This is a genomic window from Clostridia bacterium (assembly GCA_017620395.1).
GTDB lineage: Bacteria > Bacillota > Clostridia > Oscillospirales > RGIG8002 > RGIG8002.
The window spans coordinates 21,269-41,447 of sequence record JAFZQJ010000020.1; the positions used below are offsets into that span (position 1 = coordinate 21,269).

Here is a 20,179-nt window from a genome sequence, read left to right on the forward strand (position 1 = left end):
AAAGGAGAATGGATATGAAAGAATCGCACGACGATCCCGCCGAGTTGACAGAACAAGAGATGATCCTCCGCGAAGCTCTTGGTGACGAGGGATACGAAAAGTTGGCGGCGGAACTGTTCGATAAGGCGCTGAAAGTAGCGCAGGACGACATCTTACATAATCATCCGATATTCAAGGAGCAAACGGCGTATTGTGAATCCGAGAAAAATCTCAAAGACTGCGAGCCGTATGATGAGCTGGATCGAAAATTTTTTGAGCTGAAACGGCAGTATGAAAGCTCGTTTGAAGATATGCGAAAAGCCGCGGAAGCTGCGGCTTACCGGAGCGAGTATTCAAAGGGCGGCGAGTGCATACACCGCGGCTACTATTCTCCGAGTGCAGCGGATATGTACGTCACAGGTAGCGGCAGAGGCAGATTGTATAAACGTACCCCAAAGCCCGGGCAGTACGATTATGAGTATGTTTTTGACAAAGACGGATATCTGATCTGTGTCAAGAAATACGCTGCCGATCTGGACGGCATATACAGCATCGAGCTCTTTCACCGAGAGCCGGAAAGGACGTTTTCGTTTATATTCAACGCCTTTGACAAAGATCTTGAAGGCATAACGGAATGCCGTTATGAGAACGGCAAGCTCAATAGATACGAATTTGCGCTGACTTTCTTTGATGACCGCTGTGTAGAAATCAACGTCGAATCATTTGAATATGATGGTGAAATGCTTAAAACCGCATACGTTGATTCTTACAGTGTCCGAAGCAAGTTGTTGAAGAAAAACAAATACACCTTTTCCAGAAACGCCGAAGGATGCATAACCGAGTATGCGTCGGAGAATATGAGCGGCTATGTGATGTCGCAGAACGGGAACAAACCGATGAAGTTCGAGCCGTGCCCCGTTCTCGGAGCGCATAAGCATATTCCGTTTCTGTGGGAAGATATAACCAAAGAGCAGCACCGTAAATGAGCCGATAGGATAAAAGGAATAAAACAACGCCGCAGGGCGTTGTTTTTCATATATTTTTCATTATTTATTTCTTGACATTAAAGCGTGAAAGTGATAATATTTTTCGTTGTTTGTTTTTTCTTTCAAGGCGATTTCGGAAAGGGGTAAAACGCTATGCTGACAGCAGTCGTGGGCATCAACTGGGGCGACGAGGGGAAGGGGCGCATGGTCGACCTGCTCTCGTCGGATTACGACGTCATATGCCGCTATCAGGGCGGCAACAACGCGGGGCACACCGTGGTCAACGAACGGGGCAAATTCGTGCTGAATCTGCTTCCTTCCGGCATCCTCCGCGAGACCACCGTCAACGTGATGGGCAACGGAATGGTGATAGACCTCGAGCATCTGCACGGCGAGATCGCCTCCCTCGCGGAAAAGGGAGTGAGCGTCACCCCCGCCAACCTGAAAATAAGCAGCAAGGCGATCATCTGCCTGCCTTATCACAAGATGCAGGACATAATGGAGGAAGACCGCCTCGCGGATAAGAAATACGGCTCCACCCGCCGCGGCATCGGCCCCGTCTACGCCGATAAGTATATGAAAAAGGACCTGCGCATGGAGGACCTTTTCGACGACGGGCTCGAATCGAAACTCGCCGACCTCGTGGAGTGGAAAAACATAACCTTCGCCGGCTACGGAAAGAAGATCGACGCCGCAGAGATAGCGCAGTGGCTGCGCGTCTACGGCGAAGCGGTCAAGCCGTTCGTGAACGACGTCACCGCCTTCCTGACCGGCGTGGTCGCGGAAGGCAAAAACGTGATGTTCGAGGCGCAGCTCGGCGCCCTGCGCGACGTTGAGTTCGGCATATATCCCTACACCTCGTCCTCCACCACCCTCGCCGCCTACGCGCCCATCGGCGCCGGCGTGCCGGGCATGAAGCTGGATAACGTCATCGGCATAATGAAGGCGTATTCCACCTGCGTGGGCGAAGGCCCCTTCACCGCCGAGATGTTCGGCGAGGAGGCGGAGAAGCTCCGCGCCGCCGGCGGCGAATACGGCGCCGCGACCGGACGTCCGCGCAGGGTAGGCCCCTTCGACGTGCCCGCCTCGCGCTACGGCGTGAAGATGCAGGGCGCGGACGAGCTCGCGCTGACGAAGCTCGACGTGCTCTCGTATATGGATAAGATCCCCGTCTGCGTCGCCTACGAGATCGACGGCGAACGCACCCGCGAATTCCCCAGCGGAGCGCGGCTCGACCGCGCGAAGCCCGTGGTCGAATACGTCGACGGCTTCGGCGACGTTTCCGGCTGCCGCAGCTACTCCGAGCTGCCCGCGGCGGCGCGGCGTTACGTCGAATACCTCGAGGACGCCGTAAATTGCCGTATCGGCTACGTTTCGGTGGGAGCGGGAAGAGATGAGTATCTGAGAAAATAACGCGAAAAAACGCAAATAAGACGGCAGGGAGCGCCCTGCCGTCTTGACATATCCGGCCGCCGGTGGTATCATAAAAGTCAGGAAACCGATGCAAAACGGAGCGAAAAACAGATGGCCATTACCGACAGAAGAATCAGAGGCGCGGTGGAGATCGCGCTCGCGGCGGTGCTTATAACCGTATGCTCGTGGATAACGGTGCCGATCCCGTCGGTGCCGTTCACGCTGCAGATATTCGGCGTTTACGCGGCGATCTTCACGCTCGGAGGGCTGAAAGGCACTCTCTCCGTGGCGCTCTATATCGCGCTCGGGCTCGTCGGAGTTCCGGTTTTCTCCGGCTTCAAGCCGGGGCTGCCAGCGCTGCTCGGGCCGACCGGCGGCTATATCTGGGGCTTCCTGCTCTCCGCGCTCTTCTGCTGGCTGGCGGAGGCCGTGCTGATAAAGAAACCGACGGCGCTGAAAACGCTCGCCGCGGCGTTCGCTTCGCTGTTGCTCTGCTACGCCTTCGGCACCGGCTGGTTCGTATACGTTTATACGAGGAACGTCGGCGGCATCGGCGTCTGGACGGCGCTGACGCTCTGCGTGCTGCCGTATATAATCCCCGACGTGCTCAAGATCCTCGGCGCGTACAAGCTCGCGCAGATCGTGAAAAAGCGCGTCGATTTGTAGGAGAAACGAATGAACGTTACCGAACGCCTCGCGGCTCTTGCCGAGCCGGAATACGCCGATTTCAGCGCGAAGCTGACTCCGAATATCCCGCGCGAACGCTTCCTCGGCGTGCGCGTGCCGAAGATACGCGCGCTCGCCCGCGAGCTTGCCGGAACGCCGGAGGCGCGGGAGTTCCTCGCCGTTCTGCCGCATAAGTATCACGAGGAAAACCTGCTCCACGGCTTCATCGTCGAGCGCGTGCGCGGCTTTGACGAATGCGCCGCGGAGCTGGAACGCTTCCTGCCGTATATCGATAACTGGGCGGTTTGCGACTGCGTTACGCCGCCCGCGCTGAAAAAGGATCTGCCGCGGCTCGAGGCGCTTTCGCGCGGGTGGATCGCCTCCAGCGAGACCTATACCGTGCGCTTCGGCATACGGATGCTTATGGCGTTCTTTCTCGACGCCGCGTTCAAGCCGGAGTATCCCGCGCTCGTCGCCTCCGTGGAGAGCGGCGAATATTACGTGAAGATGATGGCGGCGTGGTATTTCGCCACCGCGCTCGCGAAGCAATACGAGGCGGCGCTGCCCTTCATCGAGCGCGGTCTGCCGGACGTCTGGACGCACAACAAGGCGATACAGAAGGCGATCGAGAGCCGCCGACTTACCGATGAGCGAAAAGAATACCTGCGCGGTCTTAAAAAGAATAAGTGAGACTGTTGGTTATTTGTCCATAACGCTCGAAGGAGGCGCTGAAATGAACAGGGTATATATTGATTTAGTACCATCCAAAAGAGTATACGGCGGAATAGAAACAGAGGGAGCAGATATTTTCAGATACTTTAATAAAAAGGATATCAAACAATATTTGAGTTTATTCGATGGCGAGAATATACCCTTTTCGGAAAATAATCTGTTCGCTTTGTTGAGTATAACAGACCATATAAAAGAGCTTGGGATAATTGTTTTCGGGGAGAAAAAGGTCGATTTCCCCAAAGGTGTAAACGGCAATTTCCTTGGTTATGACGTATCCGGAGATTCGATGTATCTTTCTCCGCTGTATACTGTTTTTTTCGGGAATAACGGCGGGGAGTTTTTCCGAAGTCTGCAATCCAATCTTTCGTGTGGAGTGAATGACTACGGGCTGTTTGACCGCATAGAAAACGCCGTCGAGCTTATAGAACTCGTCAACGCGGCAAAAGAGGATAACGTTTTTGAAGAAGACGGAAAACTCAAGCCCGTTTTTGTGTATAGTGTTTGAATAGAAGGATTTGCCTGATGAGAGGAGAGAAAATAGTATGAAGTTCAACGAGGTATTCGGAAACGCCAAATGGGTGACCTGCGAGGAAGGATGCATTTCGCCGTATATCCGCGCGGAGTTCGAGGCGCCCTGCAAAAGCGCCGAAATCACGCTCTGCGGTCTTGGCTACGCGAATCTTTATATCAACGGCCGCCGCGTCGGCGACGAATTTTTCCTGCCGCTAAACAGCTGCTATCACTACAACCCCGATCTGATTTGCGTCAGGGACGGCGGCGAAGAGCTCGGCAGCCGCACATATCCGGTAAAATACGACATCAGCGACTATCTCGTCGAAGGCAAAAACGCGCTCTGCGTGCATCTCGGCCCCGGCTGGTACGCCCACGGCGATATGGAGAAGCAGGAGGACGAGTGGATAAAGCCCTACGGCGTAGTGAAGGCCGCGTGGCGTGTCGTCTTCGCCGACGGCAGCGAGCTTGTCTCCGACGAAAGCGCCGTCTGGGCGCAGTCGCCGCTTTTGAGCTGCAATCTCTACTGCTGCGAGATACAGGACGACGCTTATTATATCCCCGACGTTTCCGAGCCGGAATGCGCCTTCACCGGCTGGAAGCCGGTCAAGCTGACCGACGTGCCGGATACCGACTATTACTTCTCCGACTGCCCGCCCGACCGGATAATCAGAACGATAACACCGAAGGAGATCTCCCGCCGCGACGGGCATATAACCTACGACGTCGGCGAAAACATCACCGGCAGAGTCGTTTTCACGACCGACGGCCCCTGCGGAGTCGGCATCCGCCACAGCGAAGGCGTGACGCCGGAGGGGGAGATCGACGCAAATTATCACCACTGGCAGTGGATGAAATACGACTGCCGCGGAGTCCGCGAATACAGCGAAATGTTCAAGTGGTCGGGCTTCCGCTACTTTGAGATAAGCGACTGCGCGAAGGTGCTTCGCGTCGAGGTGATACACACCGACGTCGCCGTGACCGCCGCCTTCGAGTGCGATAACGAGACGCTCAACTGGTATCACGACGCCTTCGTCCGCACGCAGCTCAATAATATGCACGGCGGCATTCCGTCCGACTGTCCGCATATGGAGCGCCGCGGCTACACCGGCGACGGCGAGCTTACCTGCGAGGCGGTCATGAATATCCTCGACTGCGAGAGCTTCTACCGCAAGTGGATGAAGGATATCTCCGATTGTCAGGACAGAAAAAGCGGCCACGTTCAGCACACGGCGCCGTATATCCCTTCGGGCGGCGGCCCGGGCGGCTGGGGCTGCGCGATAATCGAGGTGCCGTATCAGTTCTGGCGGCAATACGGCGATATCGCGCCGCTGAAGGAGATGTATCCGCAGGCGAAAAAGTACTTCGGGTATCTCGACAGCGTCAGCGCGGACGGCGTTATGTACGTTGACGAAAACGACCGTATGAGCTGGCTCGGCGAGTGGGCGGTCCCGATCGGCTGGGGCGAGCGTATGAACGTCGCGCTCCCGCCGCCTTACGTCACCGCGTATTTCTACGTCCGTTCGCTTTGCAGGGCGATAGAAGCGGCGCGGGTGCTCGGCTTTGAAGAGGATATACCCGCCTTCGAGGCGAAAAAACGCTTTCTGCTCGACGTTATCGTCAAAAACTATTACGATCCCGCGACCGGAGATTTCGCGAAAAACACCCTTTTCGGCAACTGCTATGCGGTCGATCTCGGGCTCGGCGACGAACGCACGTGGGATAACCTCGTCGCATCCGTCGAGGCGGAACGGCGCCTTTACACCGGCATTTTCGGCACGGATATAACCCTGCGCCTGCTCTTCGAGCGCGGCAGGGAGGATCTGGCGTTTATGCTGATGACCTCCGAAAAGGAATGCAGCTTCGGCTGGTGGAAAAACCACGGTATGACGACTCTCTGCGAGCACTGGGATATGGCGCGCTCGCTCGATCATCCGATGTTCGGCTCGTCCGACAGGTATTTGTTCAGATATATCCTCGGAATTCGTCAGCCGGAGGACTCGCACGGCTGGGAAAAACTGGTCGTAAAGCCGGTCGATATCCCGCAGGTAAGCAAGGCGTCGGGTCATATCGACACGCCGCGAGGCGTGGTATCCGTCAGCTTCGAGAAGACGGACGGCAACGCCGGCTTCGTTGTGGAAACGGATATCGAGGGCGAATTCGAGTTCCGCGGAATGTCTATGCATCTGAAACGCGGACGGAACATAATAATACAGTAACTGCGATGGATAAAATAGAGCTTGCGGCGCGCGCCGCCGATGAAACCGGCTTTTTCCAATACGGTTTCGTGCCCGTTTCGGAGCTGAAAACGAGCGAAGAAGTCAGGAAAATGTGCGAAAGCAACGTATGCCGCCGCTACGGCGCGACCTGGGCGTGCCCGCCGGCGTTCGGCACCGTTTCCGAATGCGCCGAACGGCTGAAAAAGTATGGCGCGGCGATGATTTTTTCGCGCAAATACGACCTCGACGATTCCTTCGATTTCGAGGGTATGACGGCGGGCGCGAAGGATTTTCACGCCGCTGCTGAGCGGCTCTGGCAGCGCGTTAAAGCGGATCTTCCGGAAGGTTTGCTTATGGCGAACGAGGGGTGCGTAAAGTGCGAAAAATGCACCTATCCGGACGCGCCGTGCAGATTTCCCGATTCGCTGCATCCCTCGCTCGAGGGCTACGGCTTTATGGTAAGCGAAGTCGCCGCGCAAGCGGGAATAAACTATATTAACGGCGCGAACACGGTCACGTATTTCGGCGCGCTCTTTTTCTGACGCCGAAAACCCGCGAAAAACACCGGAAAAACGGTCTGCGCTTCCCCTGAGCCGACAGAAAAGTCCCAAACGGGGAAATTATCAAAAAGAAACTCTGTAAACGCTTCTCAAGGAGCGTTTTTTATTTTGTTTTTTGCCGAAAGGCGATCTGAACGAAGCGTTTTTGCGCCGGAAAACGCAAAAATCGCGCTCTGAAACGCAAAAATGCCGATTTTCAGGCGTAAAAATTGTAAACTTAAACAAACCTTTGTTTATGCGGATTGTATACTATATGAATATTATCGATATTAGTGTTATTCATATGAATATTGTTCATATACACCGATTTAAGGCGCTTTAAGGCCGTAGAAAAGCCTCTGAAAAGCGGATACGCGGAAGATGCGAAAAGCGTGTTTTTTACGTCTTTTTTCAAACCAAAGAAAAAAAGGGGAAAAACGGGGTAATTGATATGTTGACCGCGTCCGCGTTTGGTGCTATAATATAATTGTATTAAATTGCGGTTTCATCCGCGTCGAACATCATTTTGTTTTCGCGTTGCCAACGCGAGGGAGGAACAGTTATGAAAAAGACCGTATCGTTTTCCGTCAGCCGTGTGATTTCGATCATACTTTCGCTGGTTGTTCTCGTTTCCTGCGCCGGAGTTATACCGCCGGCAGTTACCGCATCCGCGGAAAGCCCTGACGAGCCGGTCATAGTAAACGCCGGTTTCGAGACCGGCACGGCGAGCCCGTGGCAGCTCGGAGGCAACTCGGAAATCGTCGCGGGCGGCCGTGACGGCAGCGCATACGCGCTGAAGGTCGCGGGCGTTGCGTGGACTCACGTCAAACAGCAGATTTCGGTCAGTCCGAACACCGACTACCGTATTACCGGCTGGGTCAAGCGCGTTTCCGGCACCGGCGCGCACTATCTCTACGCGAAGGGCCCGACCGATCAGCCGATAGCGGCGATCAACGGTACGAGGCAGTATTTTACATACATGGACTCCGACTGGGTGATGCACAAGTGGGAATTCAACAGCGGCAGCTTCACCACTATCAACATTGATATGGTTATAGAAGATCCCGACTCGGTCTTTCTTTACGACGATATTTCCATAAAAGAACTCCTGCCCTCGAGCTTTGACGGTTACATCTACAACGGCAACTTTGAGACCGGCGACTACAATCCGTGGAGCATAAAAAGCCCTGCGGCAATCGTCGCGGGCGGCCGTGACGGGAGCGACTACGCCTTCAGAATGGAAGGCGGTCAATGGAGCTCGGCGTCACAGAACGTAGAGGTCGAGCCGCATACCGACTACCGTCTCACCGGCTGGGTGAAGCGCGTTTCCGGCACCGGCGCGCACTATCTTTACGCAAAAGATCAGAACGGCGGAAACATCTCCGCGATTAACGGCACGAAGCAGTGGTTCAACCAGACGACTACCGATTGGGTGGAGCACGTCTGGGAGTTCAACAGCGGCACGTTTTCTTACATAAAAGTTTACATAACCGTTGAAGACCCAAACTCCGTTTTCCTCTACGACGATATAAAGCTTGAAAAGCTCTGCACCGCGAGTTTTGACGGATACATTACGAACGGCGACCTTGAGACCGGCAGCGCAGGCGGTTGGAATCTCAACGACGGCACGTCTGTCGTGACCGGCGGCTACAACAGCGGCTATGCGCTGAAGGTCGGCGGAAGCGCGGGCACCGCCGTAACTCAGAACGTAAAAGTTGAGGGACTTACCGACTACCGTCTCACCGTTCGCATCAAGCGAATAAGCGGCAGAGGCGCTCACAGCATCCTCGCCAAAAAGGGTGACGCCGTTCTGGAAAACATAAACGGAACCGACGGCAAGATCACGTTTACCGACAGAAAGTGGCACGAACAGTCGATCGAATTCAACAGCGGAAGAACGGCCGTAGTGACCGTTTGCCTCAGCGTCGACGCGGCAGGCTCGGTTTTTCTGTACGACAATATAACGCTCGAAAAGATCGGGGCCGTTGACTACAGCGGCGTGCTCAAAGGCGACGTTACGCTCGATTCCGCCGTTGACGAAGCCGACCTCGCCCTTGCGGTAAGCGCCGTGAAGGGCGGAACGCAGCTTGAAGGCGCCGCCGAATACGCCGCGGACATGAACTGCGACGGCAGGGTGAACGAAGACGACGTTTCGCTCCTCCGCGCTTACCTGAATAACGGCTCCGCGCCGGTTCTGCTTTACCCGACCCGCGGCGAGACCGTCGCGAACGCCTCCTGGCAGATAGATGAGCTGCTTACGAATTACAGACCCGGCAAGTCGGACGAATACTCCGGCATCGGCAGCCGCCCCGACCAGTACGCGCGCGACGACGTCGTTCTGCGCTGGATGCCGGCGGCGGGAGCGGCGGAATATACCGTGCTGCTCGCGGATAACCCAGCTCTGACCGGCGCGAAGACATACGGTGTTTCCGAGCCGACGCTTTCCGTACAGAATCTCATGGTAAACACCGACTACTACTGGGCGGTCGAGGTCGGCGGAGCGCGCTCCGATATCGGTACATTCCACACCGCCGATACCGTCCGCACCCTCTGGATCGAGGGCGTCTCCAACACCCGCGATATCGGCGGCTGGAAAACCGCGGACGGCACTCAGCGCGTGAAATACGGCATCGCGTACCGCGGCGCGAAGTTCGACGACTTCACCGAAGCCGGCAAGCAGGCGATAATCGACCTCGGCATAAAGACCGACGTCGACCTGCGCGGCAACAACGAGGGCGTCAACGAGCCGCTGAAAAAGCTCGGAGTTACCTGGTACCTCGCCGGATACTACGGCTGCGCGATGTATAACGGCACCGACTCGACGAGCATCGAGCGCATCGGCAGCAACCACGTCAACGGCACGATCAACGCGCTTCGCGCCTACGCGAATCCCGCGAACTACCCCGCCTATTTCCACTGCAGCTACGGCCGCGACCGCACCGGCACGCTCGGTCTGCTTCTGCTCGGTCTTCTCGGCGTTTCAAAAGTCGATATACAGAAGGATTACGAGATGACCTTCCTCTCCGAATGGGGCGGCGGCGGACTCAGCGCCGAGGGGCACGTCTCGCTCCTCAACAGAACGATAAGCTGGATCCAGACGAACTACGCGCAGGGCGGGACGCTTCAGGAGTCTATCGAAGCGTACGTGCTTGCGGCGGGACTTTCCGCCGGCGAGATCGCCGCGATCCGCGCGAATATGCTCGAGCCCGTTCCCGAGGAAACCGCCGTTACCGGAATCGAGATCGCGTCCGTACCCGATAAGACGGAGTATTACGCGGGCGACCTGCTCGATCCCGCGGGAGGCGAGCTCTCCGTCGCCTTCAGCGACGGCACCGTAAAAACGGTTAAGATGAGCATAGATATGATCGGCGGATTCGACAGAAACGCCGCAGGCGTGCAGACGCTCACCGTTACCTATGAAGGCTTCACCGCGCAATTCGAGGTTACCGTCGTTGAGACGGTAATACGCGGCGACATGGACGGCGACGGAGTAATAACCGTTTCCGACGCGCTCGTCGCACTGCGTATCGCCGCGAGGCTCACGGAAGAAACGCCGGAAGCAATCGCGATAGGCGACGCGGACGGCGACGGCGCGATAACGGTTTCCGACGCGCTGCGCATACTGCGCGTAGCCGCGAAGCTGGCCGACACTCTGTAATAACGCTTTTACGAGCCGACAGTCTGCCGGCTCGTATGCTTTCGCCGACGGCGATTTAGTGAAAGGAGCAAACGATATGAAAAATACGATACTCGTCAAACGTTTTACGGCGTTGATTCTTACGTTGGCGCTTGCGCTGTCCTTCGTCGGCGTACTGCCTGCCGCCGCGGAAACGGCGAGCTTTGACGGATTCATCTACAACGGCGATTTCGAGCTCGGAAGCGCGGGCGCGTGGAATATGGCGGGCACCTATTCTATCGTCGCCGGCGGCCACGACGGCAGCGGCTACTGCATCAGAGCAGCCGGAGCCGCGTACTCGAAGGCGTATCAGGACGTGACCGTCGAGCCGAACACCGACTACCGGCTGTCCGGCTGGGTGAAACGCGAAGCGGGCGTCGGCGCGCATTACCTTTACGCGAAGGGACTCGCCGTCAGCACGCTTGAAACGCTGAATAATACCAACCCGTGGCACAGATACGCAACGCCGGACTGGTACTGGTTCATGTGGGATTTCAACAGCGGGGACAATACGCAGATCAGCGTTCGCATAGAAATCGAAGACGCGGCGTCGGTATGCCTTTACGACGATATAAACCTCCGCAAGCTGACCTCCTCGGACAAGGCCGGCTATCTCACCAACGGAAACTTTGAGGCCGGCATCCCGAACGGCTGGCAGCCGAGCGGAAACTCCTCCGTTGTCGCCGGCGGATACAGCGGCAGCTACGCTATGCGGGTCGACGGTCTCGTCAAGCAGTATATCCGCGTCGACTCCATGAGCGACTACCGCGTGACCGTGATGGCGAAGCGCGTCAGCGGTACGGGCAGCCACGAGATCCGCGTGCAGAAAGGCACGAACGTCTACGAGGCGATAAACGGCACGAACGGCGTTTTCAGCAATGCGACGGACGGATGGGAGGAGCATTCCTTCGAGTTCAACTCCGGCAAGACGACGCAGGTGGCGCTTTTCCTCGCGGCGCTCGACGCGGGAACCGTCTACCTCTACGATAACGTGACCGTGAAGAAGATAAACAACCCCGCGCCCGACTACTCAAACGTCATGAAGGGCGACGTCGACCTCGACGGCGGCGTTGACGCCGACGATCTTGAACTTATCCGCACTCTCGGAGGCGCCGCCGAAGGCGCGGCCGCCTACGCCGCGGATATGAACTGCGACGGCAGAATCACACCCGAAGATTTACAAATGCTCGACGATTACCTCGCGATGGGAGACAACGCGATCATGGCGCTCTATCCGACGCAGGGCGAGACCGTCGCAAACGGCAACTGGCAGATAGACGAGCTGCTTCACGACTACTATCCCGGCAAGTCGGACGACTACTCCGGCATCTACTTCGGCATGGGAACGCACACCAACCAGTATGCGCGCGATCCGGTCGTTCTGCGGTGGATAGGCAACGCGGGAAGGAAGAGCTACACAATTCTCCTTACTCACGAGGTCGATCCCGAGACCGGCGCGCCCGACTTCACGAACGCCAAATCGTACGTCGCCCGCGGCACCGAGTTGAGTATACAGAATCTGCTCGTCGACACGGACTACTACTGGATGATAGAAGGCGGCGGCGAATTCGCCGCCGGCGTATTCCATACCGCGAAGACCGTCCGCACATTCTATATCGACGGAGTCACAAACAGCCGCGACCTCGGCGGATGGCTGACCGAGGACGGTCTGGCGAGAGTGAGATACGACGTCGCGTTCCGCAGCGCGCACTTCGATCACATAACCTCCGCGGGCAGAACCGCGGTCGCCGACCTCGGTCTTAAGACGGATATCGACCTGCGCGCCGACGGCGAAGGACTCGTCGCCCCGCTCGGCGACGACGTGACCTGGCTCCGCGCGGGCCCGGACGGCACGGCGATGTACTACACGACCGGAGGCAACAGCATAAGCAACCTCAAGGGCTCGTACACGCAGGGCACGATCGCCGCGCTTCGCGTATTTACCAACCCCGCGAATCTGCCGGCGTGCTTCCATTGCGCCTACGGCCGCGACCGTACCGGCACGGTAGGCTTCCTCCTGCTCGGCATGCTCGGCGTTTCGTATTACGATATAGTGAAGGAATACGAAATGACCTTCCTGTCATACGTAGGCGAGCAGAATATGACGATAAGATCCGACGAGGCGGCCACAAAGACGCTCAACTGGATAATGGAGACGTATCCCGCGGATTCTCTCAAGGAATCTACGGAGAAGTATCTGCTCGCCGCAGGGCTCAAGGCGGACGAGATAACGGCGATACGCAAAAACCTGCTTGAAGCGGCGGACGGCACGCCCATCAAAGCGGACAGCATCGAGGTAACGACTCTTCCGCGCAGGCTTTCCTTCCTTGAGGGGAAGGGCAGACTCCTTGTTGTGGGCGGCAAGATAACCGTCCGCTACAACGTCGGCGTCACCGAGGAGATTTGGATGGAAAAATCCATGGTCAGCGGCTTCGACAACACGATTGTCGGCCCGCAGACGCTGACTGTGGAATACATGGGAGCGACCACGACCTACGACATCGAGATAACTCCGAAGAGCATAAAAAGTATAGAGATAACCTCCCTGCCGGCGAAGCTGGAATACGTCGAGGGCGAGGAGTTCGATCCCGCCGGACTTGAGGTCACGGCGTATTACGATAACGACACGAGCGAAACGCTCGCCGCGGACGCGTATACGCTCGAAGGCTTCGTGTCGTCGCCCGGCGAGCATACGGTAACCGTATCCGCCGGAGGCTTCTCCGACAGCTTTGCCGTTACCGTAGTCAGCGGCGCGATGCCCGGCGATATTGACGGCGACGGCGAAATAAGCGTCAACGACGCGCTTATGGCGCTCCGCGTCGCGGCGAAGCTCGCGGCCTTCGCCGACGAGGCTCAGTTCAGACTCGCTGACGTCGACCGCGATGGCGAGATTACCGTTGCCGACGCTCTGATGATCCTCCGCGTCGCCGCGAAGCTCGCCGATCCGGGCACGCTTTAGGATTTTTCTTAAAAGCCGCCGCAACGGGCGAAGCCCCCGATAATTACGAAAAACGCGACGCCTCCCGCACGGGAGGCGTCGTGTTTGTTTCAAACTACCGCTTGACTGTACGCGTAAAAAATGATAAAATAAACTTGTGCAAATATACGCCGCCTTCACGCGGCGTTACAGAGGAGGAAATAATTATGAAAAAGACGTTCTTCGGCAGCCGCGTGCTTGCGGTCGTTCTGACGCTTGCGATGGTGCTTTCCTTCGCGGGAGTTCTCCCGCTGGGGATCACCGCGTCCGCGGCGGACCCGAGCTTTGACGGCTACATCTACAACGGCGACTTCGAAACAGGCACGGCAAGTCCGTGGAAACTGAACAGCGGATCGTCTATCGTTACCGGCGGCCATAACGGCAGCGGATACGCCGTTCGCTTTCAATCTTCCAGCGCGTGGTCGTACTTTTATCAGAAAGTCAACATTCAGCCCGACACCGATTACCGCGTGACCTTCTGGGTCAAACGCGTTGCCGGAACGAGTTCACACAATATTTACATCTACGATCCGAATGACACCAATAACATTCGCCCCGGTATAAACGGCACAAAGCAGTGGTTCAATTATACCAGTGATGAATGGGTGAAGCACGTTTTTGAGTTTAACAGCGGAACGCTGACAACTGTTGGTATTTACTTTAAAAATTCAAAAGCGGATGACGTCTTCCTCTATGACGACATCTCCTTAAAGGAGTTGCCGACTCCGAGCTTTGACGGCTATATCTACAACGGCGACTTCGAGACGGGCGACGAAGCGCACTGGACTCTCCCGAAGGGCGCGTCCATCGTCGCGGGCGGCCACGACGGCAGCGACTTCTGCGCGAAGCTTGCTGCCAGCGCTCCGGGCAAGCAGTGGGAGCACATCAAGCAGGTCATCTCCGTCGAGCCGAACTCCGACTACCGCCTCACCGGCTGGGTGAAGCGCGTCAGCGGCTCCGGCGCCCACTACCTCTACGCGCAGGGCCCCGCCAACGAGAAGCTGACTCAGCTCAACGATACCCACCAGTGGTTCACCTACGCCAACGAGGACTGGGTGCAGCACGTCTGGGAGTTCAACAGCGCGTCCTTCGAGTCCATCACGATCTATATGATGATCGAGGATCCCGACTCCGTCTTCCTCTATGACGACGTCACGCTCGAGAAGCTCGCCACCGCGAGCTCCGACGGATACATCACCAACGGCGACTTCGAGACCGGCGTCGGCAGCGGCTGGATAATCAACAGCACCTCCTCCATCGTCGAGGGCGGACGCAACGGCAGCGGCCACGCGCTGAAGCTCGAGGGCGGCTACGGCAAGAACGTCAAGCAGGCCGTCAAGGTCGACGGTATGACCGACTACGCTCTGACCGTCCGCGTCAAGCGCGTCAGCGGCACCGGAACGCATAAGTTCTTCGTCCAGAACGGCGACAACGTCATCGAGCCGCTCGACGGTTATGACGGCACCATAGACGACACCGGCGACGAATGGTGCGAGCACGTCTACAAGTTCAACTCCGGGAAGACGACTCAGATAACCGTCTTCCTTCAGATTGTCGACGGCAGTTCCGCTTTCCTCTATGACGACATAACGATGGCGCCGATCACCGGCCCCGACTACAGTCACGTTCTGAAGGGCGACGTCGATCTCGACGGCGACCTCGATAAGAACGACGTTACGCTGCTTCAGCAGCACCTTGACGGCGAGATCACGCTCGAGGGCGAAGCCGCCTATGCCGCCGATATGAACTACGACGGCGCGATCACCGCGGACGACGTCGCGCTTCTGCGCGGCTTCTTCTCCGAAGAGGGAGCCGCCGTGCTCCTTTACCCGATAAACGGCGAGGAAGTCGCCAAGGGCGCGTGGCAGGTCGACACGCTGCTCGAGGACTACACTCCCGGCAAGTCCGACGGCTATTCCGGCATCGGCGCGCGCAAGGATCAGTACGCACGCGACGATATCGAGCTTCACTGGCTCGTTCCGCGGGGCGGGGCGCGCAGCTATCATCTGCTGCTCGCGGATAACCCCGACCTGAGAGGCGCCAAGGAGTATCTCATCCAGAACAACAACGAGGAGCATCAGGGCATGACCCTGCAGAACCTCCTCGTCGATACCGATTACTACTGGGCAATCGACGTCAACGGAGCTCAGTCCGCGGTCGGCACCTTCCACACCGCGAATACCGTCAGCACCCTCTGGATCGAAGGCGTTTCCAACACCCGCGACCTCGGCGGCTGGATCACCGAAGACGGCCTTTACAGAGTCAAATATAACGTCGCTTTCCGCGGCGCCAGATTCGATAACATCACCGACGCGGGCCTTGCCGCCGTCGCCGACCTCGGCATAAAGACCGATGTAGACCTGCGCACGCAGAACGAGGGCGTTCAGGCGCCGCTCGGCGATCTTGCGGCATGGCACCTCGTCGGCAGCAGCGGCGCGGCTATGTACTATTCCGATGAAGCCGCTTCCATCGGCAACCTGACGAGTCCCTATGTCGCGGGTACCGTCGAAGGCGTCCGCGTTTACGCCGACGCGAGCAACTTCCCGGCGTACTTCCACTGCAGCTACGGCCGCGACCGTACCGGCACGCTCGGCCTTATGCTGCTCGGTCTGTGCGGAGTCGGCAGAAACGACATCCTCGCGGATTACGAGTTGACCTTCCTCTCCGAGTGGGGCGGCGGCGGCATCAGCGCCAGCGGCCACACCAAGCTGCTTACCAGGACGATGGACTGGCTGCAGGAGACCTACGCTCCCGAGGGAACGCTGAAAGAAGCGGTCGAGGGATACCTGCTCTCCGCGGGTCTTACCGCCGACGAGATCTCCGCTGTCCGCGCGAATATGCTCGAGCGCATCGGCGGAGAGCCTGAGGCGACCGGCGTCGAGGTCACCGCCTTGCCGGACAAAACCGCTTACCTCGAGGGCAAGGATGAGCTCGACGTTACCGGAGCCAAGCTTACCGTGTATTACGACGACGATTCCTCCGAAGAGATTGACGTCACCGCGGACATGGTCAGCGGATTCGACAACACCGCCGTCGGCCCGCAGACGCTGACGGTCACTTACGGTGAGTTCACCGCGACTTTCGAGATCGAGATAACCGCGAAATCGCTTACCGGCATCGACGTCACCGTCCTGCCGGGCAAGCTCGACTACGTCGAGGGCGAGGAGTTCGATCCCGCCGGACTTGAGATCACGGCGTATTACGATAACGACACGAGCGAAGTGCTCGCCGCGGACGCGTATACGCTCGAGGGGTTCGAATCCACCGTCGGCGAGCACGTTATAACGGTCTCCTACGGCGGAAAGACCGCCGCGTTTACGGTGAACGTCGCCGCAAAGACGCTTGAAAGCATCGAGGTCACCGCGCTCCCGACCAAGCTCGAATACGTCGAGGGCGAGGAGTTCGACGCGGAAGGAATCGAAGTGACGGCGTACTATGACAATAATACGTCCGAAGTGCTCGCCGCGGACGCGTATACGCTCGAGGGTTTCGAATCCACAGTCGGCGAGCATATCGTCACCGTCACCTACGGCGAAAAAACGGACACCTTCACCGTGACGGTCGTTAAGAAAGTCATTCCCGGCGATATCGACGGCGACGGCGAAATAAGCGTCAACGACGCTCTCCTGGCGCTCCGCGTCGCAGCGCAGCTCGCGACGTTTGAGGATGAGGCTCAGTTCAGAATCGCCGACGTCGACCACGACGGTGAGATCACCGTTTCCGACGCGCTGCGCATACTGCGCGTCGCCGCGAAGATAGCGGATCCGAGCAGTTTAGTGTAATACGAACACGGGCTATCATTTCCGCCTGAATAATGGATTTCCGGCAGCTCCCTCTCGATAAAGGGAGCTGCCGTTTTTTGCCGTAATTACTCAATGACAATAGCAGCCGTTTTTCCTTATTGATTTATCGGTCGTGAAATGCTATAATCATAGTATAATGATCTCGCGCCGCGTCAATTGACGCGGGGAAAGGAACGCTGGATATGAAAAGGACTTTTATCGGAGGCCGCGTTATTGCGGTCGTTCTGACGCTGGTGATGCTCGTGACGTGCGCGGGTGTGATTCCGCCCGCGCTGACCGCATCCGCCGCGAACGCGAGCTTCGACGGCTTCATCTACAACGGCGATTTCGAGACCGGCGCGGCAAGCGGCTGGAATCTCGGCAAATCCGCAACCATAGTTGCGGGCGGCCACGACGGCAGCGGCTACGCGATGCGCTTCGCCGGCACGGCGTGGGCGAACTGCAATCAGTCGATAACCGTTAAGGCGAACACCGCCTACCGTATTTCCGGCTGGGTGAAGCGCGTTTCCGGCACCGGTGCGCATCACTTCTACGCGCAGAACGGCAGCGGCCAGAACTGCGAAAAGTTGAACGGCACACAGACCTGGTTCTCATACGCCGGCGACAGGTGGATACAGCACGTGCTGGATTTCAACAGCGGTTCAAGCACCTCTTTGAAGTTTTACATAAGCATAGAGGACCCCGACTCGGTGTTCCTCTATGACGACATACTCATCGAGGAACTCGGCCCCGGCAGCGGCGACGGCTGCGTGAGAAACGGAGACTTCGAGCTCGGCACGGCCGGCGGCTGGCTGATAAACGGCGCCTCGACCTTCTATCCCGGCGGCAGGAACGGGAGCGACTATGCAATCAGGCTTATGGGCGATCCCGGCGTCTGCACGAAGCAGTCGATCAGAGTCAAGGGCATGACCGATTACCGCCTCACGGTACACTCGAAGCGTTCGAGAGGCACCGGCAGGAATCAGGTTTCCGTTCGCAGGGGCGACACGGTCATCGGGTTCGCGAACGGCGCTGACGGAATAATCGCCGAGACCGAGCGCGAATGGTTCGAGCACGTTTACGAATTCAACAGCGGACCGGCCACTCAGATAACCGTTTTTCTGCAGATGCTCGACAGCGGCGCGAGCTTTTACTACGACGATATTACGCTTGAAGAGATCACCGGTCCCGACTACAGCGGCGTTATAAAGGGCGACGTCGACGGCGACGGCGACCTCTCCGCCTCGGACGCAGCGCTCGCGAGCGCTCACGTCGCAGGCGAAACGCAGCTTGAAGGCTCCGCATTCTACGCGGCTGATATGGACTGCGACGGCAGCGTGACCGCAGACGACGTCGCTCTGCTGGAGCTTGTGCTCGATCCCGAGAACAACGCGGCAGTTCCGATTTATCCCATTAGGGGAGAAGAGGTAGCCAGAGGAGCGTGGCAGGTGGAGGAGCTTTTCGCCGACGACTACACGCCCGGCAAATCGGACGCCTATTCGAACATCGCCGCGCGCAACGATCAGTACGCGCGCGATCCCGTTGTACTGCGCTGGGCGTCTCGCGTACCGCAGCGGAGCTATACCGTTTTGCTCGCGGATAACTCCGGACTCAGGAACGCAAAGAGGTATATCGCGCAGGAAACGACGCTTTCGGTGCAAAACCTTCTTGCGGATACGGATTACTACTGGGCGGTCGAAATCGCCGGAGTACGCTCCGCGGTCGGAACCTTCCACACGGCGAAGACCGTGCGCACGCTTTGGATCGAAGGCGTTTCCAACACCCGCGACCTCGGCGGCTGGGTGACGGAGGACGGGCAGTACCGTGTGAAACAGAACGTTGCCTTCCGCGGCGCGAAATTCGACGATATAACCGACGCCGGCAGGACGGCGGTCGCGGACCTCGGTCTGAAGACGGACGTCGACCTGCGCACGCAGAGCGAAGGCGTTCAGGCGCCGCTCGGCGATCTTGCGGAATGGTATCTCGTCGGCCCGAACGGAGCCGCGATGTATTACACCGACAGCTCGAGTTCGATTTCAAACCTCACAGGCGGACACGTCAGAGGTACGATAAACGCCATCCGCGTCTACGCCGACTCGAGCAAGTTCCCGGCGTATTTCCACTGCAGCTACGGCCGCGACCGCACCGGCACGCTGGCGTTCCTGCTGCTCGGTATGCTCGGCGTTTCCAGGCTTGATATACAGAGGGATTACGAAATGACCTTCCTGTCGCAGTTCGGCGGAGGCGGAGGCAGCGCGGCCGCCGCGCTGGCGTCGCTCAATAAGACGATCGACTGGGTGACTGCGAATTACGCGGTCGGCGGCACGCTGAAGGAGTCCTGCGAAGCGTACCTGCGCGCTGCGGGACTGACAAATGCCGAAATTGCGGCGATACGCGCGAATATGCTTGAGCCTAACACGGTTGACGAGCCGCTTCCCGGCGACGTTGACGGCGACGGCGAGGTCACGGTCGCGGACGCGCTCTCGGCGCTCCGTGCGTCGGTCGGGCTCGCGGAGCTCGGCGAAGAAGCCTTCGCCGCCGCGGACGTCGACGCCGACGGCGCGATAACGGTTTCGGACGCGCTCCGCATACTCCGCGCCGCGGCAGGCCTTGCGGCGGGAGCTTAAATGAAATACGTACTTTACGGCGCCTCCTAACGGAGGCGCCGGTGTTTTTCCGCTTGATTTATTCGCGTTGAAA

The 20,179-nt window shown here is 58.0% G+C and carries 11 protein-coding genes; all 11 read left to right on the forward strand.

All coding sequences use genetic code 11. The annotated features are described in order from the left end of the window. The first annotated feature begins 14 nt into the window (after positions 1-14). The 11 genes from J5441_03670 to J5441_03720 all read left to right on the forward strand — a co-directional run bounded on the left by J5441_03670 (position 15) and on the right by J5441_03720 (position 20,106). The gene (locus J5441_03670) at positions 15-965 is read left to right on the forward strand and encodes a hypothetical protein (protein MBO4934253.1); all 951 of its coding nucleotides are present in this window, start codon (positions 15-17) and stop codon (positions 963-965) included. A gap of 153 nt (positions 966-1,118) precedes the next feature. Then, the gene (locus tag J5441_03675) at positions 1,119-2,378 is read left to right on the forward strand and encodes an adenylosuccinate synthase (protein ID MBO4934254.1); all 1,260 of its coding nucleotides are present in this window, start codon (positions 1,119-1,121) and stop codon (positions 2,376-2,378) included. Positions 2,379-2,489: 111 nt separating this feature from the next. After that, a complete protein-coding gene (locus J5441_03680) occupies positions 2,490-3,044 on the forward strand; it encodes a biotin transporter BioY (GenBank protein ID MBO4934255.1) in 555 nt (184 codons plus the stop codon). Positions 3,045-3,053: 9 nt separating this feature from the next. Next, positions 3,054-3,734, forward strand: coding sequence for a DNA alkylation repair protein (locus J5441_03685; protein ID MBO4934256.1), 681 nt, complete (start codon positions 3,054-3,056; stop codon positions 3,732-3,734). Between the two features lie 43 nt (positions 3,735-3,777). Beyond that, entirely contained in the window at positions 3,778-4,281 is a 504-nt protein-coding gene (locus J5441_03690; protein MBO4934257.1) for a hypothetical protein, read from the forward strand. 37 nt (positions 4,282-4,318) lie between these two features. Next, positions 4,319-6,505, forward strand: coding sequence for a family 78 glycoside hydrolase catalytic domain (locus tag J5441_03695; GenBank protein MBO4934258.1), 2,187 nt, complete (start codon positions 4,319-4,321; stop codon positions 6,503-6,505). A gap of 5 nt (positions 6,506-6,510) precedes the next feature. Next, positions 6,511-7,047, forward strand: coding sequence for a DUF2284 domain-containing protein (locus J5441_03700; protein ID MBO4934259.1), 537 nt, complete (start codon positions 6,511-6,513; stop codon positions 7,045-7,047). A gap of 559 nt (positions 7,048-7,606) precedes the next feature. Continuing rightward, positions 7,607-10,702: a tyrosine-protein phosphatase gene (locus J5441_03705; GenBank protein ID MBO4934260.1), complete on the forward strand. Its 3,096-nt coding sequence runs from the start codon at positions 7,607-7,609 to the stop codon at positions 10,700-10,702. Positions 10,703-10,778: 76 nt separating this feature from the next. Further along, positions 10,779-13,679, forward strand: coding sequence for a tyrosine-protein phosphatase (locus J5441_03710; GenBank protein MBO4934261.1), 2,901 nt, complete (start codon positions 10,779-10,781; stop codon positions 13,677-13,679). Between the two features lie 185 nt (positions 13,680-13,864). After that, positions 13,865-17,479 (forward strand): bacterial Ig-like domain-containing protein, encoded by a 3,615-nt coding sequence (locus J5441_03715; protein MBO4934262.1) that lies wholly within the window; start codon positions 13,865-13,867, stop codon positions 17,477-17,479. A 203-nt stretch (positions 17,480-17,682) separates the two neighbouring features. Continuing rightward, positions 17,683-20,106, forward strand: coding sequence for a tyrosine-protein phosphatase (locus J5441_03720; protein MBO4934263.1), 2,424 nt, complete (start codon positions 17,683-17,685; stop codon positions 20,104-20,106). Positions 20,107-20,179 lie beyond the last annotated feature (73 nt).

Coding starts and splice junctions, on each gene's coding strand:
- J5441_03720 (MBO4934263.1), top strand. CDS start 17,683: ATGAAAAGGACTTTTATCGGAGGCCGCGTTATTGCGGTCGTTCTGACG.
- J5441_03700 (MBO4934259.1), top strand. CDS start 6,511: ATGGATAAAATAGAGCTTGCGGCGCGCGCCGCCGATGAAACCGGCTTT.
- J5441_03675 (MBO4934254.1), top strand. CDS start 1,119: ATGCTGACAGCAGTCGTGGGCATCAACTGGGGCGACGAGGGGAAGGGG.
- J5441_03690 (MBO4934257.1), top strand. CDS start 3,778: ATGAACAGGGTATATATTGATTTAGTACCATCCAAAAGAGTATACGGC.
- J5441_03715 (MBO4934262.1), top strand. CDS start 13,865: ATGAAAAAGACGTTCTTCGGCAGCCGCGTGCTTGCGGTCGTTCTGACG.
- J5441_03695 (MBO4934258.1), top strand. CDS start 4,319: ATGAAGTTCAACGAGGTATTCGGAAACGCCAAATGGGTGACCTGCGAG.
- J5441_03680 (MBO4934255.1), top strand. CDS start 2,490: ATGGCCATTACCGACAGAAGAATCAGAGGCGCGGTGGAGATCGCGCTC.
- J5441_03710 (MBO4934261.1), top strand. CDS start 10,779: ATGAAAAATACGATACTCGTCAAACGTTTTACGGCGTTGATTCTTACG.
- J5441_03705 (MBO4934260.1), top strand. CDS start 7,607: ATGAAAAAGACCGTATCGTTTTCCGTCAGCCGTGTGATTTCGATCATA.
- J5441_03670 (MBO4934253.1), top strand. CDS start 15: ATGAAAGAATCGCACGACGATCCCGCCGAGTTGACAGAACAAGAGATG.
- J5441_03685 (MBO4934256.1), top strand. CDS start 3,054: ATGAACGTTACCGAACGCCTCGCGGCTCTTGCCGAGCCGGAATACGCC.